26 protein-coding genes are annotated in these 24884 nt (G+C 71.4%); 8 read left to right on the plus strand and 18 right to left on the minus strand.

Annotated elements, in window-relative coordinates; all coding sequences use genetic code 11:
* Positions 1 to 404 precede the first annotated feature (404 nt).
* The 15 genes from FB558_RS42410 to FB558_RS43730 all read right to left on the minus strand — a co-directional run bounded on the left by FB558_RS42410 (position 405) and on the right by FB558_RS43730 (position 15190).
* A complete protein-coding gene (locus FB558_RS42410; protein ID WP_142065339.1) occupies positions 405 to 770 on the minus strand; it encodes a hypothetical protein in 366 nt (121 codons plus the stop codon).
* 204 nt (positions 771 to 974) lie between these two features.
* Positions 975 to 1871: an alpha/beta hydrolase gene (locus FB558_RS42415; RefSeq protein ID WP_142065341.1), complete on the minus strand. Its 897-nt coding sequence runs from the start codon at positions 1869 to 1871 to the stop codon at positions 975 to 977.
* Between the two features lie 277 nt (positions 1872 to 2148).
* The gene (locus FB558_RS42420; RefSeq protein WP_142065343.1) at positions 2149 to 2352 is read right to left on the minus strand and encodes a hypothetical protein; all 204 of its coding nucleotides are present in this window, start codon (positions 2350 to 2352) and stop codon (positions 2149 to 2151) included.
* Between the two features lie 179 nt (positions 2353 to 2531).
* A complete protein-coding gene (locus tag FB558_RS42425) occupies positions 2532 to 3011 on the minus strand; it encodes a single-stranded DNA-binding protein (RefSeq protein WP_142065345.1) in 480 nt (159 codons plus the stop codon).
* A gap of 368 nt (positions 3012 to 3379) precedes the next feature.
* Positions 3380 to 4408, minus strand: a complete 1029-nt coding sequence (locus tag FB558_RS42430; RefSeq protein ID WP_142065347.1) for a bifunctional DNA primase/polymerase — start codon at positions 4406 to 4408, stop codon at positions 3380 to 3382.
* Between the two features lie 174 nt (positions 4409 to 4582).
* Positions 4583 to 4867 (minus strand): hypothetical protein, encoded by a 285-nt coding sequence (locus tag FB558_RS42435; protein WP_142065349.1) that lies wholly within the window; start codon positions 4865 to 4867, stop codon positions 4583 to 4585.
* Between the two features lie 206 nt (positions 4868 to 5073).
* Positions 5074 to 5475 (minus strand): hypothetical protein, encoded by a 402-nt coding sequence (locus tag FB558_RS42440; RefSeq protein WP_142065350.1) that lies wholly within the window; start codon positions 5473 to 5475, stop codon positions 5074 to 5076.
* Between the two features lie 159 nt (positions 5476 to 5634).
* Positions 5635 to 6621 carry a DUF932 domain-containing protein gene (locus FB558_RS42445; protein ID WP_142065352.1) on the minus strand — a complete coding sequence of 329 codons (987 nt, stop codon included), beginning with the start codon at positions 6619 to 6621 and terminating at the stop codon, positions 5635 to 5637.
* Between the two features lie 231 nt (positions 6622 to 6852).
* Complete coding sequence (locus tag FB558_RS42450) at positions 6853 to 7557, minus strand: hypothetical protein (protein ID WP_142065354.1); 705 nt, start codon at positions 7555 to 7557, stop codon at positions 6853 to 6855.
* Positions 7558 to 7664: 107 nt separating this feature from the next.
* Positions 7665 to 9809, minus strand: coding sequence for a ParB/RepB/Spo0J family partition protein (locus tag FB558_RS42455; protein ID WP_142065356.1), 2145 nt, complete (start codon positions 9807 to 9809; stop codon positions 7665 to 7667).
* Positions 9810 to 9932: 123 nt separating this feature from the next.
* A complete protein-coding gene (locus FB558_RS42460; protein ID WP_211367251.1) occupies positions 9933 to 11249 on the minus strand; it encodes a DNA-processing protein DprA in 1317 nt (438 codons plus the stop codon).
* A 202-nt stretch (positions 11250 to 11451) separates the two neighbouring features.
* Positions 11452 to 11760, minus strand: coding sequence for a hypothetical protein (locus tag FB558_RS42465; RefSeq protein WP_142065358.1), 309 nt, complete (start codon positions 11758 to 11760; stop codon positions 11452 to 11454).
* A gap of 325 nt (positions 11761 to 12085) precedes the next feature.
* Complete coding sequence (locus FB558_RS42470) at positions 12086 to 13153, minus strand: trypsin-like serine peptidase (RefSeq protein WP_142065360.1); 1068 nt, start codon at positions 13151 to 13153, stop codon at positions 12086 to 12088.
* Between the two features lie 791 nt (positions 13154 to 13944).
* Positions 13945 to 15000 (minus strand): DUF4192 domain-containing protein, encoded by a 1056-nt coding sequence (locus tag FB558_RS42475; RefSeq protein ID WP_142065362.1) that lies wholly within the window; start codon positions 14998 to 15000, stop codon positions 13945 to 13947.
* Between the two features lie 40 nt (positions 15001 to 15040).
* Positions 15041 to 15190, minus strand: coding sequence for a hypothetical protein (locus tag FB558_RS43730; protein ID WP_170231831.1), 150 nt, complete (start codon positions 15188 to 15190; stop codon positions 15041 to 15043).
* 317 nt (positions 15191 to 15507) lie between these two features.
* On the opposite strand from FB558_RS43730, the gene FB558_RS42480 reads away from it, so the two are divergent.
* Together FB558_RS42480 and FB558_RS42485 are read left to right on the plus strand one after the other, a co-directional pair.
* A complete protein-coding gene (locus tag FB558_RS42480; protein WP_142065364.1) occupies positions 15508 to 15873 on the plus strand; it encodes a hypothetical protein in 366 nt (121 codons plus the stop codon).
* A gap of 234 nt (positions 15874 to 16107) precedes the next feature.
* The gene (locus FB558_RS42485; RefSeq protein WP_142065365.1) at positions 16108 to 16980 is read left to right on the plus strand and encodes a hypothetical protein; all 873 of its coding nucleotides are present in this window, start codon (positions 16108 to 16110) and stop codon (positions 16978 to 16980) included.
* Positions 16981 to 16989: 9 nt separating this feature from the next.
* On the opposite strand, the gene FB558_RS42490 is transcribed toward FB558_RS42485, so the two are convergent.
* Positions 16990 to 17253 carry a hypothetical protein gene (locus FB558_RS42490; protein ID WP_142065367.1) on the minus strand — a complete coding sequence of 88 codons (264 nt, stop codon included), beginning with the start codon at positions 17251 to 17253 and terminating at the stop codon, positions 16990 to 16992.
* A 362-nt stretch (positions 17254 to 17615) separates the two neighbouring features.
* On the opposite strand from FB558_RS42490, the gene FB558_RS42495 reads away from it, so the two are divergent.
* The 4 genes from FB558_RS42495 to FB558_RS42510 all read left to right on the plus strand — a co-directional run bounded on the left by FB558_RS42495 (position 17616) and on the right by FB558_RS42510 (position 19838).
* Complete coding sequence (locus FB558_RS42495) at positions 17616 to 18086, plus strand: hypothetical protein (RefSeq protein WP_142065369.1); 471 nt, start codon at positions 17616 to 17618, stop codon at positions 18084 to 18086.
* A 123-nt stretch (positions 18087 to 18209) separates the two neighbouring features.
* Positions 18210 to 18656, plus strand: a complete 447-nt coding sequence (locus FB558_RS42500) for a hypothetical protein (protein ID WP_142065371.1) — start codon at positions 18210 to 18212, stop codon at positions 18654 to 18656.
* A gap of 600 nt (positions 18657 to 19256) precedes the next feature.
* Positions 19257 to 19565, plus strand: coding sequence for a permease (locus FB558_RS42505; protein WP_211367252.1), 309 nt, complete (start codon positions 19257 to 19259; stop codon positions 19563 to 19565).
* A 21-nt stretch (positions 19566 to 19586) separates the two neighbouring features.
* Positions 19587 to 19838 (plus strand): hypothetical protein, encoded by a 252-nt coding sequence (locus tag FB558_RS42510; RefSeq protein ID WP_142065373.1) that lies wholly within the window; start codon positions 19587 to 19589, stop codon positions 19836 to 19838.
* Positions 19839 to 20608: 770 nt separating this feature from the next.
* Here the strand turns inward: FB558_RS42510 and FB558_RS42515 are convergent.
* Positions 20609 to 21016, minus strand: coding sequence for a hypothetical protein (locus FB558_RS42515; RefSeq protein WP_142065375.1), 408 nt, complete (start codon positions 21014 to 21016; stop codon positions 20609 to 20611).
* Positions 21017 to 21118: 102 nt separating this feature from the next.
* Positions 21119 to 22153, minus strand: a complete 1035-nt coding sequence (locus FB558_RS44250; RefSeq protein WP_211367253.1) for an NUDIX domain-containing protein — start codon at positions 22151 to 22153, stop codon at positions 21119 to 21121.
* Positions 22154 to 22893: 740 nt separating this feature from the next.
* Here FB558_RS44250 and FB558_RS42525 point away from each other — a divergent pair.
* Together FB558_RS42525 and FB558_RS42530 are read left to right on the plus strand one after the other, a co-directional pair.
* On the plus strand, positions 22894 to 23460 hold the full coding sequence (locus tag FB558_RS42525) for a GNAT family N-acetyltransferase (protein WP_142065377.1): 567 nt from the start codon (positions 22894 to 22896) through the stop codon (positions 23458 to 23460).
* A gap of 119 nt (positions 23461 to 23579) precedes the next feature.
* Positions 23580 to 24773, plus strand: a complete 1194-nt coding sequence (locus FB558_RS42530; RefSeq protein ID WP_142065379.1) for an MFS transporter — start codon at positions 23580 to 23582, stop codon at positions 24771 to 24773.
* Positions 24774 to 24884 lie beyond the last annotated feature (111 nt).

Genomic DNA, 24884 nt, shown 5'->3' on the forward strand with positions numbered 1-24884 from the left:
CGCAGTAGCCCGAAGGCTAACCACCGTCACCGGCGGCTCCGCCAAGACTGCGCGGACACGTGCGCCGGGCCTCCCAAGGCTCGCAAGGACACCTCTTGCCCGGCGCGAGTTGCAGTGTAGTCACGGGCCCTGTCTGCAGCGTCGTCGTCGGGCCCGGTGGCGCCCCGGCTGCGCCGTGCGCGCGGCGGGCTCTGCGCATGTGGGGCGGGGGCGAGCCCGTGCGGCGGCAGGTTCTCCGGGGCTCGCGAGTCGGTGGACGGCCCGCGGCTGGGGGGTTCGGCAAAGTGCGTGGCCGGGCGCTCGGCACGGGGGTTGGTGTGCGCCCGGCCACGGGCGGAGCGGGCTGCACCGTCGATGGTGCGACGTGCGCCGCGGGCTCCGTCGAATGGTTCGCTACTGGTGGGTCACGTGCAGTCCAGGCCGCACCCCGCACACAGCAGAACGACACCGTCGGGTGCATCGAGGTCAGCCTTGTCGGGCACCAGATGGCCGGCGACGTCGAACCAGATCGTCGAGTCCAGCTCGGCGCAGTCCTCCGGTCGTTCGAACGGCCAGATCCAGCCCGGTACCTCGATCACGGTGCGGCCGGGCCAGACGAACTCGTGCGCGACGTCGCCGGTGGGGCCGTGGAAGCGGACCAGTTTCTCGCGTGCCCGCATGGCGGTGTGGTCGAGCCGCGGGCCCTCGTAGGGCGGGAGGCCTCGGGCTGTGGCGTACGCGGCGACGCGCTCGGTGAAGTCGAGCTGGATGGTGTCGGGGATCGTCAGCATGCCGACCCCGGACGATGGGCGCCAAATTGACTGCCCTGCTGGTGGAGGCGGGGTGGCCAGACGGTGCTGAGCGTGTAATGGCTGTCCACGGGATCGGCGTGCAGCACGCGAGGGGCTCGCGCTGCGAGCCCGACGTCGTCGATCACATAACCAGCAAGCCCGGTCTCGCGGAACGGGGTCGGGACGTGGCCACGGCGGTGCTGCTTAGGTCGGCACGGGCTGTGTTCGGGGTTGCAGGCTGTCCGTGATCAGCGCCGCGGTCCGTTCGGCCTGCAGGACGAAGCCGACGTGACTGCTCTCCAGGGTGTGCACCGTGAAGGGGTTGCCCGGTGTGAGGGCGTTGGCCTCGGCGATGAGTCGGTCCTGGACGGCGACGGGTAACGACCGATCGTTCAACAGCCGGATGTAGGTGTGCGGGATCCGTCCCCAGGTCGCGGCGTCGACTCGGGAATCGCCGGTCATGACCGCGAGTGACTCGTCGGGCTGGAGGGTGTTGAGGAACGAGAGGAATTGTTCGTCGGTGGCCTCAGCCATGACGGCGTCCTTCAGCGCCGCGAGGAGAGCCCGATCGGACGTACGGTAGTTCGCCCTGCCCACCCCGAGCTGGGCTGGATCTCCGACGTTGAGGCGAGACAGCCCTCCCGGGTCGTCGATATCGATTTCGCTGACGCTGAACTCGGCTTCGGACATGTAGGCGATGGGGTTGGGCAACTCGACGCAGGACCAGGCGGAGATGTAGACGAGCCCGTCGACGAGATCAGGTGCACGGTTAGCTGCAACGCTGATCGTCATTCCGCCGAGGCTGGCTGCGACCAGGACCACGGGCCCGTGCTCGGCGAGGCGCCGCACCGCATGGAGGACGCAGTTGACGTTGTCCTCAAGGGTCACGTCCGCGAGGGTTGCAGGTTCCTTCGCCCAGGCCTCGAGGTCCTGGGGAGCCTGGTAGGCGACGGGGTACTGGGCGTCCAGTAGCCCGTGGCCCGGAAGGTCCACCGCATAGGAGCGGGCACCGAGTAGCGCGAGTTCTCGCTGGACCGGAGCCCACAGGAACGAACTGCTCCCCGACCCGTGGACGAGGACGTAGGTGGGCGCAGGGGGCATGTCGTTCCGTTCTCAGCGCGGGTTCTCGGATCTCGACTGACTCGGGTTGATCAAACCAGGTTATCTCGCCGTAGATGGTGATCCCTACCGCCTCGAGCACGATGACCCACACAAGTGACAACCCGAACCGGGCCCCGGGCACGCCGCTGGTCACGAGGTTGCCGATATCGACGAAACCGCCGACGGCGGTGACTCAGGGGGTCGGCAAAGTCGCGGTGAGTGGGCGCTGAGCTGCGACGACACGCGGTAGGGATGAGGGTGCGGGCACGACCCTGGGTCATGTCTCGGTCGTCAGCGGGTTGGCCTGCACCCAGCCGATGCCGAACCGGTACATGTCCGTCGCGTTCGAGCATGCCCAGTCGCGCAGGAACGCGGTGACGCGGGCGAGGCCCGCGGTCGTCTCCAGGTTCGCGAACCCGGGGTCGATGTGGAGCAGGATGGTGAACGCGGTCGAGCGATCGAGGTCGCTGGTCGCGGGCATGGTGGCCAGCTCCTTCCGTAAGCAGGTGGCAGGACGGCGTCAGCGGCGGGACGGGCTCGTCAGGCAGGTGTCGCAGATGTCGCGCAGTGAGCCCGGCATGCCGTGCGACGACGGCGGCAGGGCGGGCCCGACGGGGATCCGGGCCCGCCCTGCTGGGAGCGGGGTCAAGCGGGAGCTGGTCAGAACGGTGGCTCGTCGGCGGTGGCGGGCTGACCGGCGGGCGAGGCCGAGGCCCACGGGTCCTCAGCGGGGTCGCCGCCGAGCCCGCTGTTGCGGCCGGGGCCGGTGGTGGCCGTCTTGACCTTGTTGACCTTGGCGGTGGCGTAGCGCAGCGAGGCGCCGACCTCGTCGACCTCCAGCTCGACGACGGTGCGCTTCTCGCCCTCGCGGGTCTCGAAGGACCGCTGCCGCAGTCTGCCGGTGACCATGACGCGCATGCCGCGGGTGAGGGTCTCGACGACGTTCTCGGCGGGCTGGCGCCAGATGTTGCAGCGCATGAACAGCGTGTCGCCGTCGCGCCACTCACCGGACTCCCGGTCGAGCGTGCGCGGGGTGGAGGCCACCGTGAAGTTGGCGACTGCGGCCCCGGACGGGGTGAACCGCAACTCGGGATCGGCGGTGATGTTGCCGATGATGTTGATGACGGTCTCTCCGGCCATGACAGAACTCCTCGTGAGCAATGACCCCAGCGGGGATCGATGATCAGGTCCGTCGACAAACCCCCTGGCCTTGACCTCGCCCACCGATGCATTCATCGAGTGGGTTCGGCCCGTGGGGGGCTGTCGATCTGCGGAGCAGAGATCAGGTCGTGGCAGGGCCCCGGAGGGGGCGGCGGGGGTTCCGGCCCGTGCAGTTGGGGCCGGGTTCATCGGCGCGAACCCTGATGCGACCTGATTGGCTTCGAGCGGATCAACAGCTCCCGGACCGGACCTGCTTGCGCCACCCTCCAGACCTGCACCCCCGGGATCGGTCTCCCGGTCGCTGGCCTGGTGTGTTCGGCCGCGCTGAGGTGAGAAGCGGCCAGGAGTCACGCGGCTCGATCGGACAGTCGTCGGGGGCGCAGTCCACCCCTGTCGAAGCCGGAGCTGATGGCCTCGGCGGCCTCGTAGGCAGGAATCCGCCGCTGTTGCGCGGCGACGTGTAGTGCCGCGCGGGCCTCCTCGTCGGTGAACTCACCTCCTGCTACGAGCCGCCCGAGGGCGTAGGCGGTTCGTACGAGGGTGTCGTGCGCGGTGCGGGGTGCGGCGTGGGCGACGGCGGCGGCGACCGTGTCGAGGTAGCGCTGGCGGCGGATGCCGGACACCGGCGCGCCGCTCTCTGCGGTGCCGCTCACCCCGGTGGCGCCGAGTTCGACCGGGTTCGGTCGGGGCTCGGGCTGGAGTGGTGTGAAGCAGGTCGCGAGCCAGCCCGGCAGCGGTGCGATCGGTGGGCGCCGCACGACCCTGTAGAGGCCGTCTCGGCGCCGGGAACCTGCCGCGACGATGAACCCGCCGCGGCCGCGGCTGTCGATGCGCCAGCCGGCTCGGGCGGCGGTGTTGCGCAGCTGGCTGTCGGCGGCGACACGGAAGTACAGGTGCTCGGACGGGCTCGGCGTGCGGACGGTGTAGGTGTCGCCGGGGTAGTGGTGTCCGGCCTCGGCTGCCAGGCGCGCGAGGACGTCGCGGCCGTGGCGCGCTCCGGCCCACTGTGGCGGTGCGGGCTCGCCGTGGGCGGGGTCGAGGTCCAGGACGTAGAGGTTGCTGGGGCCGCAGGCGATGCCGACGTTGCTGGCGGGCGATGCGGTCCACCAGTAGCGGATCAGGTCGGGGTCGACCGTGGCGCGCTGCTCCCAGCCGAGGTGTCCGTCGGCGCACGGCACGGTGCCGGTGCAGTGGCGTTTGCCGTGCAGACACGGCGTCTTCGAGTGCGGCCACAGCGGGAACACGTGCAGGCCCTGCCGCGCGGCCGCCAGCGCCGCACCCAGCAGACGCGGAGCTGGGCGACGGCGCCGGGAGCGGCTGCGGCTGGGTCGACCGTGACCGGTTGCCGACGTCCGTGGTGAGTCGGGAAAGGCCATGTGATCACCTCTGGGTCAGAGTGGCTCGCCGTTTCCCTGTTCAGGGGCGTTTCGACGACGACGGGGTGTGTCGATGTTGGGGCCGTGGAGAGCGCACGGCGAAGGGTCGGTGGGTGCTCCGGTGCTCTCGGGACGGGCCTGAGGACGGCGCGGGATGTCCTCGGTGTGTCGGAGCTATCCGCGCAGCTCGTGCCGGTAGTGGTCCTCGCCGCGGGTGTCGAGGTCGGCGTAGTCCAGCCCCAGGGAGTCCGCCAGGTGCCGCAGATCGGCGAGCAGGTCACCGATCGCCGTGGCGGGTGCCTCGTCGTTGCGCGGGCTGAGCAGCCCGGCCCGCACGGCGAAGGCCAGGGCGGCGAAGGCGGCGAGGCCGGCGCGGCGGCCGTTGTCGTGGCGGGCGCCCGCGGCGGTCCCGTCGTAGCGCATCCTGGCGTCGCCGTCGTACCAGGCCAGCAGGTCCATCAGTTGACTCAGGGACGCGACCGGATCACCCGGGATCGGCGCCGGGCACTCGGTCTTGTCCGCCGCAGCGGCGGTAGCGGCCTCGACGGTGGCTGCAGCGCCGGCGGCTGCAGCGGATGTGTCGTGGGGCTGCCAGGCTGCGCCGGTCGAGCGATCGGGCGACGGCCCACCGTGGTCGGACCGGATCCGGTTGCCCGGCCTGGCCATCACCGGTAGTCCTCGATCGCCTCGGCGATCGCGGCGAAGGTCATCCGCCGGTCGTCGTTGGCCTGCGACGCGGGCAGCTCAGGCGCGATGTCGGGGTCGCACGAGTCGAGGCCGGCCCATTCCGCGACCGCGATCGGCAGCGACATGGTCGACTCGTCGCCGGGACGTCCGTAGATCACGACCGTGACCGGGTTCAGCCCGGGGTGATGGATCAACGCGGTGGTGTGCTCGACCTCGCGGCGGCCGATGATGCCGGCGGCCACGGCCAGTTCGCATAGCTCGCCGAGACAACAGCGCCGTTCGACACCGTCGGTGTGGATCGCGGCGAGGTGGCTCCTGCCTTGGCGTTGCGGGTTGTCTCGGAGGGTTTGAATCCAGTCCTTCTTGATCGTCGGCTCCATGCCGATCTCTCCTTCTGCGTGCGGATGGACGAACAGCGGGGGACCCAGGGCGGGCGTTCTCCCACCGGGCTCGAGGTGGGATGTGGCCGCGGTAGCCCTGCGGCGGGCGTGGCTCCGCCCCGGTCGGTTGGCGACGGCGAGCGGTGCGCGGCGGCTGGATCAGGCCGCCAGCAGGTCGTAGGTGGCCTGCTTGCGGTGGGCGATGTGGTCGCCGACGAGCACCCGCCGGGCGCGCACGTCGTGGTTCGCGGCGGGGGCGTGGTGGTCGAGGTACTCCGTGATGGCCTGCAACGCCGCCCAGCGGGTCCCGCGGATCGGGGCCTGGGTCTGCGCGGAACCCCACAGCGTGGTGAGGGCCTCGGTGCGGCGGTGGGCGTTGTTGATCGTGCGGATCGAGGCGTCGTCGGTGACCGGCCAGATCTCACGGATCAGGTCGGCGAACTCATGGCTCGACATCGCGGTGCGGATCATCCGCTGTGCCTGGGCCTCGAACGCGGTGCTGTAGTCGTAGAGCAGCCCGAGCTTGCCGCGGATGTCGGCGACGTTGATCTTGGAGTTGCGGGTGTGCCGGATGGCCACGGAGTTGACGCGGCGGGCGATGGCGATGTTGAGCTGGTTCGCGCAGAACGGGCGGAACGGCACGATCATCACCCGGAACGCGCTATCGCCGTCGTGGGCGTTGAACACCACGAGGTGTAGCTGGAGGGCGTCGACGCCGTCGACGCGCATCAGCTGCGGCAGCTCGATGGTGACGAAGGTCTTGCGTCCGTCCTCGATGGCGCCGGCGAAGCCGGTGCCGCGGGCGCCGGACTCGGCGACGAGGGCGTCGAGGACGGCGGCGCCGGCCTCGTTCTGGTGCACGCCGTAGGTGCGGCCCACAGTGGACAGGTAGCGGGTCTGACCGGAGTCGGCGTCGGTGTAGACCAGCATCACCTTGTCCGGATTGGTGAGCGTGGTGACGCCGTGCTCGGTGAGATCGGTGCCGGACATGTCGAGCTTGCGGATGTTCCACCCGGCCAGCCCGGCGGCGACCAGCGCCTCGTGGGCGCTGCCGGTGCCGGCGACATCGGTGCCCAGCTGCGCCCAGGCGCTACGGCGGCGGGGATCGGCGGGGGCGAGCATCTCGGTGTTACCCAGAGCGGACATGGCGACGGGTTCCTCTCGGTGTGCAACAGGTGACGAACGGCGGGGTGCGGCGCAGCTGCTGAGCTGCCAGGGCGCAGGCGCATGTGCCCCGCCCGATCAGGAGTGGGCAGGCCGTCGAGCGGCGTGGTTCCGGAAGGTCGCCACCGGGGCGTAGACCAGCGGCGCCGGTATCGACAAGATGAGCGCCTCCTCTCGGACGTCGAACGGTGAAGAGGCCATGCGGCGCGGCCTCTAGCCGCGCGGGGTGTGTGATCCTGCGGTTGCGTAGGCGCAGGTCACCGGGTCGCCGTGGTGGCGGCCGGGGCAGTCGATGGTGCTGAGGCGACGCTCAGCGACGGCGAGCTTGCTGCGGGAGAGCCGCTCGAGGTCGTCGATGGTGGAGCGCTTCAGCGCTTCGTGGTGGTGACCGGCCTCGGCGAGTCCCGGGATCTCCATCAAGCCCGCGAGCTGCCACATGCGCGCGTAGAGCCCGAACGCCGCTGGCCGCAGCGGGCTGAGCTGGTTCGCGGCGATCAGCGCGCAGCAGATCTCGGCCGCGGTCGCGGGCCGGGTGTCGCCGCCGGTGGCGACGCGGTCGAGGAGCTCGCGGCAGTGCGCGCGGTAGACGAACTCCGTGCTCATCCTCGAGGTGAGGGCGGTGTTTGGTGTTAGCAGCGTGAAGCTGTGGTGGAGCAGGTCGGCGCGACGGCGATGCCGATGCTGGGCCTGCTGGATCTCGTCCTCGGACCAGTCGATCAGGTCGAGGACCGCTGAGACGCCGCCGGCGCAGCGATCGCCGAGGAGGTCGCGGGCCGCGGTGAAGGAGTCAGCGGCTGCTGAGGAGAAGGCCTGGGTCGACCGTTCGGTGGGGACGGCTGCGGTAGCGGTGCGCGGGAGGTCGGGCCACTGGTCGGCGGCGATCGCGGGCGGCGTGGGGGTGTGGCTCGGTGTCGGCATGATTGCCCTCCGTGTGCCCTCCGTGTGTGCGGGGTCGGGGTGGGTGCAGTGGGCCGGGCCCGCGCCGCGGGGAAGTCGGCGCGGGCCCGGTTGGCGGGGCCGCGGTGTTAGACCGCTGCCCGGTACTGACTCGTGATCTGGCTGTCGGGGACCTCGATCGAGGACTCGGCCGATGACCTGGCCTGGGTGGCGTTCTCGCCCATGGGCTCCGCGGCTTCGCCCGCAGCAGCGGGCTCCTCGTCGGCGTCGCCGCTGACCTCGTTGTTGAGGTCGTCGAGGTCGTGGTCGAACTCGGCGTCGTCGGGGTCCGCGCCGGGCACGCGAGCGGTGTCGTGGCCGGTGTCATCGGCGGTGTCATCGGCGGTGTCCGGGGCGAGATGTGGCCACAGCGGGATGTCGAGGTCGGGGTTGGTGATCAGCTGCTCGACGTGGGAGAGGGGATAGCCGAGGACGGCGAGCAGTTCGAAGTAGAAGCGGGTGTCCTCGGTCGGTTCCCGCCACGTGGTGGCCTGGTCGGTGCTGGCCAGGTTGAAGTGCTGCTCGCAGGCTCCGACGATCTGCGCGAGGCGGATGAGCACGGCCTGGATCTCGGTGGTCGAGCGCTTGCGCAGGTGCGCGGCGATCGGGTTGCGGTCGCGTCGGTAGCTGGGCTCCGGGAAGCCGAGCAGGGTGCACGCGTAGGTGTGCGTGGATGCCGCTTCGCCGCTGTAGTTGCTGGCCAGCACGGGACCGAGCGCGAGCCAGTGGTGTATGCGCGGGGGCAGCGTGCTGGCCTTGCGCTTGCGCCAGCCCGTGAAGAACGTGGCGATCCAGTCCCGGCGGTCGATCTTGGCGGCGCGCCACAACCGGTTGTTCGCCGCAGCCCGCCTGCGCTCTGCGGACTGCCAGGCGGCGTCGCGGTCGGCTCGCGCGGGCTCGACGCGGATGCGGACGTGGCCGTGGTCGGCGTAGTCGGTGCAGACGTAGCACACCTCGACGTCGGTGCTGGCCCAACGGGCGGGGGTGATCACGGCGGCGTGGCCGGGGCATGAGGCGTGGTCATCGACGGTGAGGCACCGTTCGGCGTGCTCGTCAGCGTAGAGGGAGGTCAGGGGGACGACCGCGGCGTCGCCGAAGTCGACGATCGCGACGCCGGCCTCGCGCAGCTGCTCCTCGGCGGCCGCCTGCTTGGCCGCGGCGATGGTGCGGTGACCGTGGGTGGCGTAGTCCGCGCATACCTCCGTCACCGCGACTGTGGTCTCGCCGTGGGCCTGCGGGGTGAGATAGGCGGCACGACCGGGGCAGCTGGCGTGCTGGGCCGGGTCGATCGGTTCGTCGCCGTCGGCGGCGCAGAGGTTGGCGAAGCGGGCTGCCCCGTCGGGAAGCTCGAGGTGGCTGGCGACACCGTCGAGGACGGTGTAGCCGAGATCGGTGAGCCGCTGGGCCTCGCTGATCAGCTGGTCGCGTTGCTCGCGCTGGCGCCGCAGGCGCCTGATCGCCCAATCGAGGTCTCGCGGGTGCTGGTCCAGGACCTCGACCAGCTCCTGGTGGGCGTCGGCGTCGTCGGCGAACTCCAGCAGGTGGGCCAGCGCAAGCAGATCGATGTCGGGGGAGGAGACGCTGGCGGCGTGGGTGCGCGGATCGGCGGCGACCGCGCGGCCGGCGCGGACACGCTCGATCGGGCGCACCAGGGTCTCGGCGATACCGAAGTCGTCGAGTCCCTCGAGGGCGAGCTGGTCGTAGAGTCTCGCCTCGTCAGCCTGGGTGAGGTACTTGTGGTGAAGGTTCTCCAGTCCCTGCGCCACCTTCACCTCGCGTCGGGTGGTGCCGGGGGCGTGGACCAGCACGTCGATGACGAGGTCGGGGTTCTCGACCTCCTTGACCGCGACCGCGGCTGCGGTGCGGTGGAAACCCACGAGCACGGCGAGGCACCCGTCGGGGTCGGGGGTGACGTTGATGATGGAGACCAGCGGGTTCATGCCGTTCTCGGCGATGGAGGCCACGAGATCTGGGTGCTGCTCGCGGATGTCGGTGATGTCGCGGAGGTTGTCGACGGCGCGCAGCGTTCGCGGGTCCACGCCGCTGAGCAGGTACGGGTAGTCGGTCTGACCGGTGTTGGCGTGATCGGTGCTGGGGTCGGCCGAAGTGGTCATGCTCGGGCCCTCTCTCCTATGCGGGTCGGGATATGTGCGCGGCGCGGGCACGCGGTGCAGGTGAAGCCCGGGAGCGGTGGTCCCGGGAAGCAGTTGCTCGTGCACGGCTTGCGTGGTCATCGGGAGCGCGCCGTGTCTCGGGGGCGCCCGATTGGTGCCGCGCTTCGCTGATCCGTGCTTGGCGGCGTGTCATCGGGGTGATCGGAATCGGCGTCGTCCGGGTCGGTGTCGCCGGCGCCGTCGTCACCGTGGCCGTCGCGCTCGTGTGGTCTCGTCGTCGACCAAGTCCGCCGGCGGTGCGGATGCTCGGCCGAGGGCGGTACTGGGCTCGGGGGTGGGCCCGGTGGTGGGGATGGCGCGGGCAACGCGGTGGCCGTAGCGATGCGCGAAGCGCAGGAGGTCGGCCCGCGACCAGGCGTCGTATGCCGTGGGGCCGCCCTGGCCGAGCGCGGGATGGGTGATGTCGGCGCCGAACTCGTCGAACCACTGGCAGAGCAGGTCGACGATGTCGCCGCCGTTCCAGCCACCGTCGTAGCCCTCGATGTCCCAGCACCGGGCCAGCAGCTGCGCGACCGGGGCAGGCAGCGTCGGATCGGCGCTGGCGGTCGCAGTGTGCTCACCCGCCGTCCGTGGTTCGGCGGCCTGGCTGAGCTGCTCGGCGAACGCGGCCGGGGTGGTGATGAGCGCGGCGCGGCCGGACCGGACGAGGGTGTGGCAGCCGGCGGAGGTGAGGGAGGTGAGGGGCCCGGGAACGGCGCTGAGCGGGCGGTGCTGGGAGATCGCGGCCTCGGCGAGAGCGAGCGCGGCGCTGCGCGCGGAGGCCTCGACGATGACGACGCCACGCGTGCCGAATGCGGCGAGCAGGCGTTGGCGGGCTAGGAACCGGGCGCGTGCGGGGACTGCTCCGGGCGGGTACTCGCTGACGAGCAGGCCCGCGGTCCGGGTGTCGGTGGCGCTGGCGAGCAGCTGCGTGGTGTGGGCGGACGGGTAGATCCGGTCGAGGCCGCAGGGCAGCACGGTGAGGGTGGCGCCGTCCGCGGCCTGTGCACCGCGGTGGGCGGCGATGTCGATGCCGAGCGCGCCGCCGGTGACGACGGTGTGGCCACGCTGGGCGATCTGCGCGCCGAGCTCGCCGGCGATGTGGAGGCCGTAGCCGGTGGCGGCGCGGGATCCGGAGACGGCGACCGCGCGCTCGGTGAGCTGGGTGAGCGCAGCGGTGCCGCGCACCCACAGCGCGACCGGCGCGGTGACAGGGCACCCACCGCCGGTCACGGTGAAGGCGGAGTGCGGCCAGTGCGGGTGTTCCGGGGTGATCAGCTTGATGCCGTGGGCCTGGGCAGCCAGGAGGGCGGACACCGCGGTGTCGGCGACGGTGGCGGAGGTGCGGCGCGTGGGTTGGATCTCGGCGGCGATGGCGGCGGGGATGTCGCCGCGGTATACGCGGGCGGCGGCCTCGACGGCCCCGATGTCGGCGATCAGATCGATCAGGTGCGGGGCCGGTGGGCTCGATATGGCGGACAGGTAGGCACGGGCGTAGAGCACGTCGCGGTCGGTGGTCATCGTGGGTACTCCTTCGAGATCGTCGGCGCACGTCTGCCGGGTTGGATCAGGCATGCAGCCGGGAGGGGTCGGGACGCCCGGCGGAGCCGGGGAAGCGAGGCGCTGCGCTGGCGGCCGGCTGGTTCCGCGGGTGAGCCGCGGACGTCTGGGCACCGCGAGGTCGTGGTCGCGGTGGGTGGTGGTCTCAGGGCTGGGCTGCCACTCAGGTGGACCAGCCTCTGACCGGACGCGCGTGCTCGGCGAGAGCCATGGCGATCTGTCGAGGGGAACGATCGGGTGGCAGCTCCACCAGCACCGCGAGACACGCGCGGACCGCCGCGCGGGACCCGACGAGTGCGAGCACGTGCGGGTCGAGGTGGATCTCCAGGCGGTGGCGCAGGATCGAATCGCGCTGGAGCCCGATCGTCAGACGATGGCGCTGGGAGGCGGCACGAGCGAGTGCGCGCAGGCGCTGTCCACGGTGGCGGGGGACGTCGGTGGCGCCCTCGTGCAGGTACAACACGGTGATCATGAGGACTCCCTGGTCGCGTCGGGGATGACGCGGCAGGTCCTCAGGTCGCGGTGGCGGGGCCCGCAGGGCCGGCGGGGGTTGCGGCCCGCCCGTCCCAGGGGACGGGCGGGCCGTGTTCATCGCCGCTTGCCCGCCGCCGCGGCCTGATCATGCGGCCGCATCAGCGACGCTGCGGAGTCCGGCGGCGCCAGGCCACCGCAGCAGCGGTCGGCCGATGGGCCGGGATCACGGCGTCGCTACCCCGGCCGGGCCGAGCGACCCCCTCGGCCGGGGGTACCGGGCTGCGCCGGCCACCCGCCGCGGTAGACATCGGGCGGGTGGCTACCTAGCCCACGGCGGTGACGTCGCCAGCGGCCTCGCCGCGGTCGGTGTCTCGACCCGGGCCGCAGTTGTCATCGTTCTGGTCGTTGGCGTCGGCGACCGCCGCGGTGTCGGCGGCGCGGTAGAGGACGCGGGCCTCATCGGTGAGCGGGGTGGCATAGAGGGTGGGGTCGGCGACGTGGACGTAGGCGGTGACACCGACAATCACGCCGCGGCCGGTGGCGGGGTCGAACCCGGTCATCCACGGCCCGCCGGAGGCGCCGCCTGTCATGGCGCAGTTCATGGCGAGCTCACCTTCGTCGGTCGTGGTGACCGCGCTGGTGCTGCAGCGGCGCAGGCTGGCTCCGTCGAAGCCGTCCTCGGCGGGGTAGCCGAGCGCGGTGACGGCCGGACGGCTCGAACCGGAGTACGCGCTGAAGGAGATCCGCTCACCGCCGAGAACGTCCTCGGCGCTCTGGCCGTCGGAGCGGCCGAGGCGGATGAACGCGACGTCATAGCGGGGGTTGTCGCTGGCCACCCAGCGGGGATGGACACGGACCTCGGTGATCGCCCACGATCCGTGTGGGGCCGAGTTGGAGACGCTGCCCGGAATGAACCGGTCGAGCGCGATCGGGCCGCTCTGCGCGCTGAGCCAGGACGAGCCGCCGTAGTTGCCGCGGTTACGCGGCACCCACACGCAGTGGGCAGCGGTCACCGCGATCGTGCCCGAGCGGGAGTCGATCACGGTGGCGGTGCAGGAACGACCGTCCTGGTCGAAGAGACGACCGACCGTGCTGGAGGCGAGGCCGCGGCTGTAGCGGGATCCGCTGGCATCACCTGCAGGGTCGTCGGTCGCGGCGGTGTCGTTCGGTGGGGTGCCTGCCGGGGTCTGCATGGGCGCGGCGCTGGTTGCCGGCGCGGAGAGCGGGTTCGCCGACGCTGGCCTCTGCGGCTCGGCGAGGACGGCGAGGACAGCCGTGGCCGCGGTCAGGAAGACGGCGACGACGGTGGTGGTGGTGGTGCGGCGGATCGGGCCACGATGTGTCGGCCGGTTCGGGGTGGGTGTCGTGATGATGGTGGTGCGTGTAAGCATCGGGCTCTCCGCGTGTCGGGGGACGTGATCGCGGAGGGCCTGAGCACGGTGGTGGTGGGGTCCCGCAGGGACGGCGGGGGTTGTGGCTCGGCCGGTCTGGGGAACGCCGAAGGCGTCCGAGCGCAGCGAGGCTCGTCCTCAGGCCGGGTGGGCCGTGTTCATCGCCGCTTGCCCCGCCGCCGCCGTGCTGGCGTCATCGCGGTCACCGGCCGCCGACACGGCCGGATGCTCGGGCCCGGAGTCGTTTCGGGGTCGTGGGTGAGTCGGTTTCCCATTCTGGTGGGGCCGGCTCGGTCGACGTTGGCCTCCCGGTTAGGCGTCAACCACCCTGTCCGGGCTTGATGCCGGACCGCGGGACGGGTGCAGAATGCGGTCGCCTCGCCGGGGCGGCGATCGCTGGCTCGGGTGGAGCCAGCCGCGCCGCTGTCATGTCACCGCGGGCGCTGGATCTGCAGTGCCTAGCGGCGGGTCTCGCCGCCGGCCCTGCGGCCGCGTCACCGCCGGTGTCCTGCTGCTCGGGGCTGAAGTCGATGTCGATCACGCCGACGACGGTCGCGTCCTTGACGGTGTGCTCGTGACCGCCGTGTCCGGCACCTCTCGCACGTGCGGGCGGGCCCCGGCGACGATGGTCATCTGCCGGAACAGGCGATGCCCCGTGCCGGGTGCGCACAGCAGTCCGGTGGGTCCGCGCAGATGGCTGGGTCGGCGTGCCGAGGCCGGCGCCAACAGGTCGAATGCCTCGGCAGAGCCGGAAGGATGGCTCATGTCGTCCGGCCTCGGGGGCGCGCGGTTCAGCGGATCCGCCGCGGTCGGGCTGGTGGTGGGGTATCGAGCTGCGCGGTCCTGGCATCGTCGAGCAGCTCGCGCAGCGCGTCGGGCCGGATCCCGACGGCCACGAGACGCCGCAGCAGCTGGGCCAAGCGATGGGCAGGGTCGGCGCTGAGTGCGCGGTCGACTGCGATGTTGGCCAGCGCGCCGTCGCCGCGGAGTAGGGCGGCGATCGTCAGCAGCGCCGCCGGATGGGCCGCATAGGGGTCAGGGAGCTCGCGGGTGAGCTGCAGCCACACGGCTTCGGCCGCGAGCGCGTTCTTGCCCAGGCAGTGGGTCAGCGCGGCGGTCAGGGTGTCCTCACCGGTGAGGGCGGCTCCCAGCGCGAGGATTTGGTCCTCATCGAGAGGGCCAGCGCTCGCGCGGGCAGCTGCGGTGAGCAGTGCGGGTCCGTCGGCCGGGACGGCGGTGAGGTCGAGGAGACGCCGACGACGGGCCAGGGTTGGCCAATTGACCGGGTCGGCGAGCTGCGCGAGGGCGGCACGGTCGGCGGCGATGACCCGCCCGGTCTCGACGGTGGAGGCGAGGGCGAACGGCGTCGACGCCGGCGGCGGCACCTCGCCACCGCATGGGCAGGGTTCGCAGCACTCCCACCGGCCGCCGCCTGCGGTGATCTGCGGGGTCCACACCGTGCTCCGGGCGTTGAGCCCGAGGTTGGTTGCCTCGAGTTCGACGGCCCCGGCGACGTCGTGGCGCTTCTCCATGGAGATGATCACTGTGGCGATGCCGGTGATCTCGGGAGTCCTGGCGAGCACGTCGCCGAGGAACGATCGCACCTGCGCGTCGACGCGATCGGGGGGCACCAGATCGATGCGGGCGGTGAGGATCACCTGGCCGCCGGTGCCGCCGGTGAAGACGACGACCAGCGACTCGTGGGGGTAGAAGCCCAGCATGGTCGGCACGGCAGCAACCAGCTCGGCTGGGCCGCTCAGGCGCGGGAGAGTGTTCATAGGTAGTTCCGATCTCTCTGGTGATGGCTGGTTGAGGGCATGCGGGTGGATGAGTGAGCGCAGGCGCACCGCGAAGGGCGGTGGGGCGGGGGTCCCGCCGCTCAATCGGTCAGAACGGGAGTTCGCCGTCGGGGTCGAGTGCGGTCCCGGCGGCCGGGGCCGGGCCGGCGTTCTCGCTGTAGGCGACCGCGACCGCGAGCTCGTCGTTGCGGTCGTAGCGGGCCTGGTCCGCGGCGGGGATGTCGAAAGTGGTGGTCATCGAGGGCCTCCGGTGTTCGGTGTGACTGGAGCGCCGCTCTGCCCTCAGCGCGCCGGGGCGGGGGCCCGAAGGGCCGGTCGAGGGTTCTGGCTGGCCCATCCCGGTGTGATCGCTGTATGGAACCGGTGCCGATGGGCGCGACCGCCGCGGCGATCTCACCGGGATGGGTCGGCCAGGTTCATCGATCGCTTGCCCCGCCCCGGCGCGCTGACCTGTGGGCGGTCCAGACGCGCCGGGCGGCGGAGACCCGCCACCCGTGTCGGTGCTTCTGATCTTCTGGAGAGTCAAGATCCCTGTTGACCGGGGTGGAACGGCTGGTGCGACGCCCCGGTGCCGGCGGTGACCTGCGCGGCGAGACGGTGTTGCTCGACGTCAAGACCGTCATCTCGCTCCGCGACCCGGACCGCGTCGCCAGGTGGCTGTGGCAACTACAGGGCTACGCCTGGCTCGACACCCGCGACCACTACCGCATCCGCGCCGTCGGGCTCTACCTCGCCCGCCACGGCGTGCTCATCACCTGGCCGGTCGGCGAGTTCGCCGCGGCGCTACTCGCCGACCCCGACGGCACGGGGCCCGACGTCGCCGCGGCCGCCGAGCAGTTCCGGCGGCTCGCCGAGCACGTCATCGCCGACGAGACCGGCCACCCGGCGGCCTCGCTCGCGCGACCGACCACGCAGTGGTGACGCGTACGCGTCAACTCGACCCGCTGCGCCCTGCTCGAACCCCGACGGCCATCACCCGATGCATCGCTGCGCTGCCCGGACCCGCCGTCGGCCCTCCGGGAGCCTGGCCTGGCCCGGTCTCCGGGTGAGGCGCGCGGCCCGAGGCGACCGTGCTCATTCTGTCGGTGCCTCGTGCGACGCTGCGCCTGGTCAGCCACCCCGTGGGCGCGCACATCGGTGAGGAGCGGAGTCGAGATGGGGAAGGGCGCACGAACGCGACGGCAACGCCCCTCGACCGCGGCGGCGATCCCGACCTCATCAGGTCTGTTCTTCCACGGCGGGGTGCCCGGCAAGGACGTCGGCGACCTCCTGCTCCCCGCCACCGGGCTGGGGTTGCAGTACCACTACCTGGTCGCCGGCGCCGTCTACGATCCGGGCTGGGTGTACGTCACCACCGACGCCGGAGCAGCTCACGCTTACGCCAGCCGCTACCTCATGGGCAACGGCCAGCCGCTCCGCGGGGACGTCTACCAGGTCCACCCGGTGGGCGGTGTGCAGCTTGACCCCGACTACAGGTTGTTCCCCGAGGCCTTCGCCCGGTGCCCGCAGGCGCGCGTCACACAGGTGGTTGCCCGGTCGGTCGTGCTGACCAACGCCGAGCAAGCGCAGCGCGAGCGCCGCTACCAGGTGTGGGGCCACCGCGATCGTCCAGTGTGGGACGAGGACGGGCTGATCATCCCGTCCGATCAGATGCTCGCCAACGGCGTCACGCGGGAGTGGACGACCCTGCTGCGGCCCTGGCTGGGGCTCGGTGATGTCGACGCCCGAGGCCGCCTGCTGATCGCGGGCCGGTCCGCCGATCGGTGGGCGACGATCCTGGAGGTCGTGCCGTCGTTGGACCGGGACCACCAGATCCGTTGCCGGCGCTGGCCCGGACGACCGGCCTACCGATGTGTCCTGTGCAGCGACAGCACCGACGATCCGCAGCTGGCCGCGCTGCACCAGCTCGGCGACACCGCGGTCCGACTCATCGCCCGCGTCCACAACCTGCCGCTGCGGCGGCTCGTTCAGGAGCTCGCCGCCGCCGGCCGCGACCGCGACCGCTCTCGATGGGCGTGGCTGAGCTGAGCGGGATGCTCAGTGGGACCGGCGCTGGCCGGTGGCGCGGTCGACCGCGCTGGCCACGCGCAGTGCCTGCGTCGCGACCTCGTCCGGCAGGGACCGATAGTGGCGCCCGCAGGTGTCCACGAGCGCGGCCAGGTTGAGGCTGACGTCGCCTCGACGCGGATCGATGTGCCCGTCGGCGTGCCCGACCTGGCGCAGGATGTCGGCCGTGTCGGCCAGCTCGTGAGCGGCGGCGCGGGCATGGTCAGCCCGACGCTGCTGGGCGGGTGTCGGCATCGGTACTCCAGGTCTCACGGGTGTTTCGCCGCTGGTGTCGTGCGCCGCCGCGCACCCTTCCCCGACGCCCGGCGACGCAACGGGTGCACCCTACGGCCTATCGAACATCAGTTCGACCCCATCGCGGCGCATGTCACCCGACCGGCGCCCGCTCACGTCGGCCCGCGTCCGGGAGTCGCGGGCCTCCTGAGGCGAGAAAGCGCGAGCTATCACCCCGCCGGGGATCACCGGGCTCGGGCACCCGCCGCGTGACCGTCGGCCGCACCGGGTCGAGTTTCGTCGTTCCGCCCCACGCGTCGACCGTCACGGGCGACACTGCCCGGGACCCGCCGCCCTCCTCCTCGCCCGCCAGGAGCGCCACGATGCCCCGAACGGACCACGACTGCCCCGCCTACGACCGCGTCTCCGACCACGGCCAGACCACGCTCACGGTCCCGAACTCAACCCTGACAACGCTGCGCGGCGGGTTCGCCAGCCACATCGGCGAACAGCTAGGCCGTTACGCCCTGCGTACCGGCATCGCCTCAGTTGCCGCCGTGGCGGCGCTCGCACTCGGCGCATCCACTGCATTCGCCGCGGAAACGATCACTGAGGAGTTCCCGCCCAAGCCTCCGGGGGTGCGTGGCGTCGTTTCGGGAGCGGTCGGACCGGGCCCGTACAACCTCGTCATCGCCTACGGGACACCTGAGGGCACGGACTACATCACGACGATCGAGGGCAACTGTCAGGAGGAGACCTGCCCCGTCCAGACCACGCCTACACCCGAAGCCAACGAGACGCTCGTGAGCGCCATCCTCACCGGCACGAGCCCCGTGTTCTTCGAGGTCAGTTAGCCGGCTTGTCGGCCTGAGAACGCAGCGGCGCTCCGGGGCATCCCCCCACTCGCCAGACCGATAGGGAGAGCCGGACGATGGATCGTCCACGCAGCTCCCGCAGCGTTGTTGCACCATGGAGCCATGAAAACCGACAGCAGCCCCGTGAAGACCCAGCGCCTCGACGGCCCCGCCGAGCTCGCCACTGCCTTCGGGAGCTCGGTGTTCCTGCCCGCCGAGTGGCCGCCACCGTTCGCCTCGTCCGCGCCACGCTACTTGCTCGACAGTGGGCCTGCGGGCATCGGCTACCGAATCGACGTTGCCACTGACGATGGTGTTCCGATACTCATCGCCGGACGGCTCAGCCCTCCGACTCAAGAGGCAGGAAAGCTCGGAGCACCTCCGGATTCGTATTGGTTCGCCGTCCCAGAGCTGGACGATGACGGCGGACTTGCCCTGCGACAACCAAACGGTCATTTTCATGTCGTCATCGGAAAGCCGATGCAAGTGCACATTTCGGGATACCGAAGTCTTGATCAGGCAGTCGAAGCGGCGCAGAGCCTTACTCGATTCATCCCCCACACCGCCTGATCCACGAGTGGGATGACTCGTGCCTCGTCGGACAGCCGTCGCACGTCGAACAGGATTCAGAGGCAAAAATAGCCCCTGATCAGAGGGTCGAGCGAGAGGGGCCGTTTCACGAGGAGGGAGGTAACAAGACGCCGATGGGCCGGCAGCCGGGGCAATCACCTGCTCGTCGACCGCGTCCAGATCGCCGCCGCTGCCCACAAGCTCACCGGCGGCCGCCGCGGCGAGGGGAACTCGCGACGACGGCCACCGGCTCCGCGCGCTCGACCACGGGGGGCGCCGCAGTCGATCAAGAAGCACGCAGAGCCCAGTGTGCCCGGCCGGGCCACCGACTTCGCGGATCCCCTGGCCGGCGCGGAGTTTCGCCGAGCCACGCTCAGCGTTGACGGCTGCGCGTCAACTCGACCGGGTCGTCTCTTCCCGTCATTCCCTACGAGCCATCGCCTGATGCATCGCCGAGCAGGCCCCACGCCGTTGGCCGTGTGGGCCCTTCCGGCGACCCGCGCGGCCAGGCAAACCGTTACCGTTTCCCGAACGTGCGTTCGCGCCCTCTCCGTGGTCGGCGACGCAGTGGCGTCCGCGTGCGCCGGTACGCTGCTGCCCGTGGGCAACCCTTCCGATGTCGAAGCCCGGCTCGCCGCGCTGGAGGCCCGGATGGAGGAGGTGGCCGCCGACGCCGCGGCCGCCCGGCACCTCGCCGCCGCTCGCGACCGCGACCTCGCCGACCTCGGGATCAAGGTCGACGCCAACCGCGCCGCGATCAACGCCCTCGGCGTGCAGACCGCCGGCCGGTTCGACCGCCTCGAACAGCACGTCGACGCCGGGTTCGCCGAGATGCGCGGCAAGCTCGACCAGACCGCCGCCGGCATGGCGCAGATCGTCGAACTGCTGACGGGCCGCGAGGACCAGTAGCGATAGGAGGGTCCTCGGACGATGACCGAGGCGATGTTCGACCGTAAGAGCCTGGAGGCGATCGGCGAGCTTCTCGCTCTCGGGGAGCAGCTCGGGTTCGGCATCACGTTCGTCCCCGACGCGCAGGGCTGGGAGATCGGCTACATGCGCGGGATGGGCGGCGGGGACCTGGTCGCCGGTTACGACCTGGGCGATACAGCGCGTGCCGCGCTGCGGCCGTTGCATGATCTCGCCGCACGTTACGAGCAGGCGCGACGCGACCGGGAGCGCTGACTCTGGGGTTCGCCCTGTCCGGGACGACGCGGAGTTCCTCGCACGCTGCACCAGAAGGCGTCGACCTCGTCAGGAGACCGCGCCGATCTCACCTTCGCCGACGAAGCCGACCCGAACTTCCTCCGCAGCACCTTGCGCAGCACTTTCTCCACGGCGCTCGTCAGCTCCAACGCGCTCCTCGCTTCCGGAGCACTCAGCACAGCGACGAACCCGTGTCGGCGCAGGCCGCGCTTCGTCCGAGGTCGCGACGACGGCAGCACTGCTACCTCCGCCGTCATCGGGGCCGTGCAGATCGCGCGGGTCAGCTCCGCCCCGAGCACGTGCGGGTCGACCTCGGCCGGCGCCTTCACCCTCAGCACAACCATCACAGGATCGGCCGCCATCCGCCTCGCCCCCCGCACAAGCTGCGTCACGGCTCCCAGGCCGTCGTGGTCCGCCATACTATGCGCCCGGGTCGATTTGCCCGATTTGACGGAATGGCGGGTCGCGGCGCGAGGTCAGGAACCCCAATCACGCAGCTGTCTGGACGTCCTGCTCCGGGATGAGACGACCCGCTGTGGCTCGACGGGAAGTCAGGGTAGGGGACGGAAGGCCGCCCTCGTTGAACGTGCACGCGTCAACCGGCCTCGACCGACAGCACGGCCAGAGTGCTCATCCGAGTGCCAGTGCGAACCGGTCGAGACGAGCAGCAGCATCGGCCCGTTGAGACACTGTCAGGGGCGCGATGATCAAAAGCGCGACGAGTCCGGCGATGACGATCGCCACAATGATCAAGATTGGCCATCCGGGCGGCCGGTCGCGGCGGCGGTGCCGATACGCCATGTGGGTGCTTCCACTGGTATGCCTGCGCTACTGGGAGGAGGTTGGCAGCGTACGGGCTCGGGCGTGTCGCTGCTGATCGAGTACGCCTCGACTGGGCCGATCTTGCGCAGCCACTCGGTCGCCCGGGACCGGAAGACAGCCGGGCTGGAGCCGGTCCAGCGGTGCTCCACATAGCCGAGCGGACGCCCGACCCGCAGCTGCACGGCCGGGCGCGCGAACTGGTCCCCGGTGAGGTCGCAGAACGAGCCGTCGCCGCGGCGCTCGTTCCAGGCGTGCGTGTCGCCGTCAACCAGACCGAGCACAGTGACCCAACCAGGGTCCAGCATGGTCACCAGCTCGGCGGTGTAGCGGCACATGAAGCGCGAGGGTGGGTCAGGCACCGGGATCGGACCACGTCTGGTGCAGCGCCACCCACAGCGGCACCAACCGCCCTCGCAGCTGCACTGGATCGAATCCGATCACTTTGTCGGCGCCCCGGCTGGCTCACCGGCGCCGCGTTCGTCCCGCCACTCGACGGGCTCGCCGTCGACCGGGCGGCCGTCCTCCAGGTAGATCGTGCGCTCGTCGGCCCGGGCCCGCAGCGCGGCCAACGCTCGCCGGTTCTGTAACGGCGGCAGGTGGTCCCCGAGCCGGTCGGGGGTGACGAACGCGTACTCGCTCAGCTCGGCGTAGGCCAGGACCAGCGTGGACGGGTCGTCGATCTGCCCGCCGTCGAACACCACGATCAGGCCCTCGGTGCGCTGCCGGTCCGCGGGTACGTGATCGATCACCAGCAGCGCCCCGGGCGTGCGGGCGATGCCCAGCTCCTCGGCCACCTCGCGCACCGCGGCCACCCGCGGGGACTCCCCGTCCTCCACCGCACCGCCGGGGATCTCCCACCCCGGCTTGTAGGTCGGCTTCACGATCAGCATCGCCCCGGCCGGGTCGGTGAGCAGCATCGACGCCGCCATCCGCCGGCGCGGCAGCGGCGGAGCGACCAGATCACCCTGGCCGTCCAGACCGAAGCGGCGCGGGCTGGGCTGCCCGAGCGCGGCGAGCGCGACGTCGACCGGCTCCAGGCGCCACCGCACGGCCAGCTCCTGCGCCTCCACGCGCGGCAGCAGCCGGTGCACGGCGAGGTCGTCAACGAACCGGTGTCCGTCCCAGACGGGCTCGATCTCGGTCAGGGTCTCGGGGCCGGCCGGGTCGTGGGTGGAGTACCAGCCGTGCCGCATCAGCCACTGGATCTGCTCGGGCCCGACCGAGCGGGGCACCACATGGTTAAGCACCGCACCAGTCCAGCCGGGCACATCGGCGGTCAGCCCCAGCCCGCGCGGGTTGTCGCGCAACTCGCTGGCCACGACGACCACCGAGTTCGGGTCGGCTCCGCTCGCAGCGACGCGGCGCAGCTGCACCAGGCACTGCGCCTCCCCGCCGCGGCGGTGCGGCCAGCGCAGCACCACGGCCGCCGTGTAGCCCGTCGCGTCCAGCCGTGCTGCAGCAGTCTCGTTCACGACGTGCAGTGTCGTAGCCACGACCGACAAGCCTCGGAAGACGTGCCGACCGTGCTGGCGCGCTGACCACCAGTAAGAGGAGGCGGGGGCTCCCCTTCAGGCGCCAGCACGGCCGACACCGCAACCAACGATCCCGCACGCCCACTGTTACGAGACCGGTACGTTCAGTAGCTGATCTGGTGGCTCCGGGACGTCGCCACCTACGCCAGGAGAAGCTCCCGCGCTGAGTCCGGTCAGCCGGTGCGCCGGCGCGAGTTCGCGCACCGCCCGACGAGCGACCTCGGCGGCCAGCACGCGATCCTCGAGTGGAGCCCTGCGCGAGAAGCAGGCTCTGGCCGGTGAGACCGCCGTTCGTGAGGAGCTGGAGCGGGTGCGCGCCGAGCCCTCGAGCAGGTCGCCGCCGCCCAGGCTGCGCCCGAGCAGCGCCGCCAGGGGATCGAGGCCGAGCGGGACCGGTGCCCGCCGAGGGCGCGCGGGAAGCCCGCGTGGAGATCGCACACGCCCCGAGCCGAGATCACTGCAGCCGCCGACGAGCGCGTCACCAGAGCAAGACTGGTGAGGCCGCCTATTCGACGGATGCGCGTAGCGGACGACGCGTCTCTCACTGGGGCTGGCCAGATGGTGCACCTACCACCGCGCCGCCGCCACTACGATCCGGTCCGACGATCGGCCCCGCCGACGCGCTGCCCGAGCGACCCGGTCGGGTCGGTCAGACCGCCTTCACGAAGGTTGAGCGACCCGTGGGTGTCCATCTCGAGACCGAGCGACTGCTGCTGCGCGAGCTCACGGCAGAGGACGTGGACCACCTGGTCGCGCTCGACACCGACCCCGATGTCGCCCGATGGTCGATGGATCCGATTCCGTCCCGCGAGGATGTAGAGCACCGGCACGTGCCGTACTTCCAGCGGCTCTACGAGGAGTCGCCGGGCTACGGGTTCTGGGCGGTCGAGGACAAGGCCACCGGGGCGTTCCTCGGGTGGTTCCACCTGCGCCCGGGTGCAGGACACCCTGACGACGAGCCCGAGCTCGGCTACCGGCTGCACGGGTCGGCATGGGGCATGGGATACGCGACCGAGGGCAGTCGAGCGCTGATCGACAAGGCCTTCGAGGAACTCCCGGTCCGGCGCATCCTGGCCGAGACCGCCGGGTTCCACGTCGCGTCGCGGCGCGTGCTCGAGAAGTCGGGTCTACGACTGATGCGCGAGTACAAGTCCAGCTACCCACCGCTGGGTCCTGATGACGTACTCGGCGACGTCGAGTACGCGATCACCCGCGCCGAGTGGGCGCAGCAGCGCCAGTTGAGCTGACGAGTCGACGAGAGCTGCAGAAACAACTGGTAAGGGTGCCTATTCGATAGCTGCGAGTTCGTCGACCGAACGGCTGGGCGCACTGACGAGCGCGAGGCTTCCTGCGCAAGGCTTGCTGAATGGTCGAGGTCCCGCTGCGGCACAACCGCGAGTTCACCGCTCTGTGGGCCGGGCAGACCGTGTCCGCGTTCGGTACCTCGGTGGCAGGTCTGGCCTACCCACTGCTGGTCCTCGCGCTGACGGGCTCGCCCGCGGCCGCCGGTCTCGTCGGCTCGGTGCTCGCGGCCACGGCCTTCCTCACCCGGCTTCCGGCCGGGCTGATCGCTGACCGGGTCGACCGCAAGCGCCTCATGCTCGCTTGCGACGCCGTCCGCGCCGTCGCCGTCGGCAGCATCGGGGCCGCGGTGCTCGTCGACCGGGTCACGCTGGCACACGTCATGCTCGTCGCGGTCGTCGACGGCGCCGCCGGCACCTTGTTCGCGCCTGCGGAGGCGGTGGCGGTGCGGCGGGTCGTCGCGCCCGCGCAGGTCCGCGACGCCGTCGCCCGTGGTGAGGCCCGCCAGCAACTCGCCGCGCTCGTCGGCCCGGCGACCGGCGGCGTTCTGTTTGGCGCGGGCCGGGCGCTGCCGTTCCTCGTCGACGCGCTGTCCTACGCCGTCTCCTTCGCCGCCGTGTGCACGTTGCGCACTCCACTCACAGACCCGGCCCGTCCCGGCGGACGGGTCTGGGCCGGGCTGGGGGACGGCGTGCGGTGGCTGTGGCGGCAGCCCTTCCTGCGGGCCGTCACGCTGTGGCTCGCTGCGGCGGGGGTGCTCTATCCGGCGATGGGACTGGTGACGCTCGTGTTGGCCCGCGAGCGGGGCGCCACGGCGGCGGCGGTCGGGCTGGTCTTTACTGCCGCCGGGGCCGGCGGGCTCGCCGGGGCGCTCGCCGCTCCGTGGCTGTTGCGGCGGCTGCCCCCGGTGGCGGTCGTCGTCGGCTACGCCAGCACGGCGGCCGCTGCAACCTGGGCGATGCTCGCCGTCGACCCGGTCTGGACGCTCGGTGTGCTGGGCGCGGTCGCGTTCTTCCCGGTCCCGGCCGTGAACGCGCTCGTGCTGTCCCACGTCGCGCTCGACGTACCCGATGCCCTGCATGGGCGCGTGGTGAGCGCCACGACCCAGCTCACGACGCTGCTGCACCCGGTCGGACCGGGCGTCGTGGGCCTGCTACTTGCCGCCACCGGGGCCCGCGCCACGGTCATGGTATGCGGGGTTCTGTTCACCGTCCTCGCTATCGCCGCGCTGGCCAACCGCCCAATGAGAACGGGCTGAGGAGGTGGCGAAGCAGACGAACCGCCGTTCGCATTCCTTTGGGGTAGAGAAGACGGGTTATCACCCCCCTTTTGCCATGTGCTGAGCGGGGGGGACAACCGGCACACTGTG

Origin of the sequence: Pseudonocardia kunmingensis (genome assembly GCF_006716445.1) — a bacterium.
Lineage (GTDB): Bacteria > Actinomycetota > Actinomycetes > Mycobacteriales > Pseudonocardiaceae > Pseudonocardia > Pseudonocardia kunmingensis.

Bases quoted from the DNA above. Each gene is read 5' to 3' on its own strand.
- FB558_RS42410 (WP_142065339.1), bottom strand. From the start codon at position 770: ATGCTGACGATCCCCGACACCATCCAGCTCGACTTCACCGAGCGCGTC.
- FB558_RS42415 (WP_142065341.1), bottom strand. From the start codon at position 1,871: ATGCCCCCTGCGCCCACCTACGTCCTCGTCCACGGGTCGGGGAGCAGT.
- FB558_RS42420 (WP_142065343.1), bottom strand. From the start codon at position 2,352: ATGCCCGCGACCAGCGACCTCGATCGCTCGACCGCGTTCACCATCCTG.
- FB558_RS42425 (WP_142065345.1), bottom strand. From the start codon at position 3,011: ATGGCCGGAGAGACCGTCATCAACATCATCGGCAACATCACCGCCGAT.
- FB558_RS42430 (WP_142065347.1), bottom strand. From the start codon at position 4,408: ATGGCCTTTCCCGACTCACCACGGACGTCGGCAACCGGTCACGGTCGA.
- FB558_RS42435 (WP_142065349.1), bottom strand. From the start codon at position 4,867: ATGGACCTGCTGGCCTGGTACGACGGCGACGCCAGGATGCGCTACGAC.
- FB558_RS42440 (WP_142065350.1), bottom strand. From the start codon at position 5,475: ATGGAGCCGACGATCAAGAAGGACTGGATTCAAACCCTCCGAGACAAC.
- FB558_RS42445 (WP_142065352.1), bottom strand. From the start codon at position 6,621: ATGTCCGCTCTGGGTAACACCGAGATGCTCGCCCCCGCCGATCCCCGC.
- FB558_RS42450 (WP_142065354.1), bottom strand. From the start codon at position 7,557: ATGCCGACACCGAGCCACACCCCCACGCCGCCCGCGATCGCCGCCGAC.
- FB558_RS42455 (WP_142065356.1), bottom strand. From the start codon at position 9,809: ATGACCACGCAAGCCGTGCACGAGCAACTGCTTCCCGGGACCACCGCT.
- FB558_RS42460 (WP_211367251.1), bottom strand. From the start codon at position 11,249: ATGACCACCGACCGCGACGTGCTCTACGCCCGTGCCTACCTGTCCGCC.
- FB558_RS42465 (WP_142065358.1), bottom strand. From the start codon at position 11,760: ATGATCACCGTGTTGTACCTGCACGAGGGCGCCACCGACGTCCCCCGC.
- FB558_RS42470 (WP_142065360.1), bottom strand. From the start codon at position 13,153: ATGCTTACACGCACCACCATCATCACGACACCCACCCCGAACCGGCCG.
- FB558_RS43730 (WP_170231831.1), bottom strand. From the start codon at position 15,190: ATGACCACCACTTTCGACATCCCCGCCGCGGACCAGGCCCGCTACGAC.
- FB558_RS42485 (WP_142065365.1), top strand. From the start codon at position 16,108: ATGGGGAAGGGCGCACGAACGCGACGGCAACGCCCCTCGACCGCGGCG.
- FB558_RS42490 (WP_142065367.1), bottom strand. From the start codon at position 17,253: ATGCCGACACCCGCCCAGCAGCGTCGGGCTGACCATGCCCGCGCCGCC.
- FB558_RS42495 (WP_142065369.1), top strand. From the start codon at position 17,616: ATGCCCCGAACGGACCACGACTGCCCCGCCTACGACCGCGTCTCCGAC.
- FB558_RS42500 (WP_142065371.1), top strand. From the start codon at position 18,210: ATGAAAACCGACAGCAGCCCCGTGAAGACCCAGCGCCTCGACGGCCCC.
- FB558_RS42510 (WP_142065373.1), top strand. From the start codon at position 19,587: ATGACCGAGGCGATGTTCGACCGTAAGAGCCTGGAGGCGATCGGCGAG.
- FB558_RS42515 (WP_142065375.1), bottom strand. From the start codon at position 21,016: ATGTGCCGCTACACCGCCGAGCTGGTGACCATGCTGGACCCTGGTTGG.
- FB558_RS42530 (WP_142065379.1), top strand. From the start codon at position 23,580: ATGGTCGAGGTCCCGCTGCGGCACAACCGCGAGTTCACCGCTCTGTGG.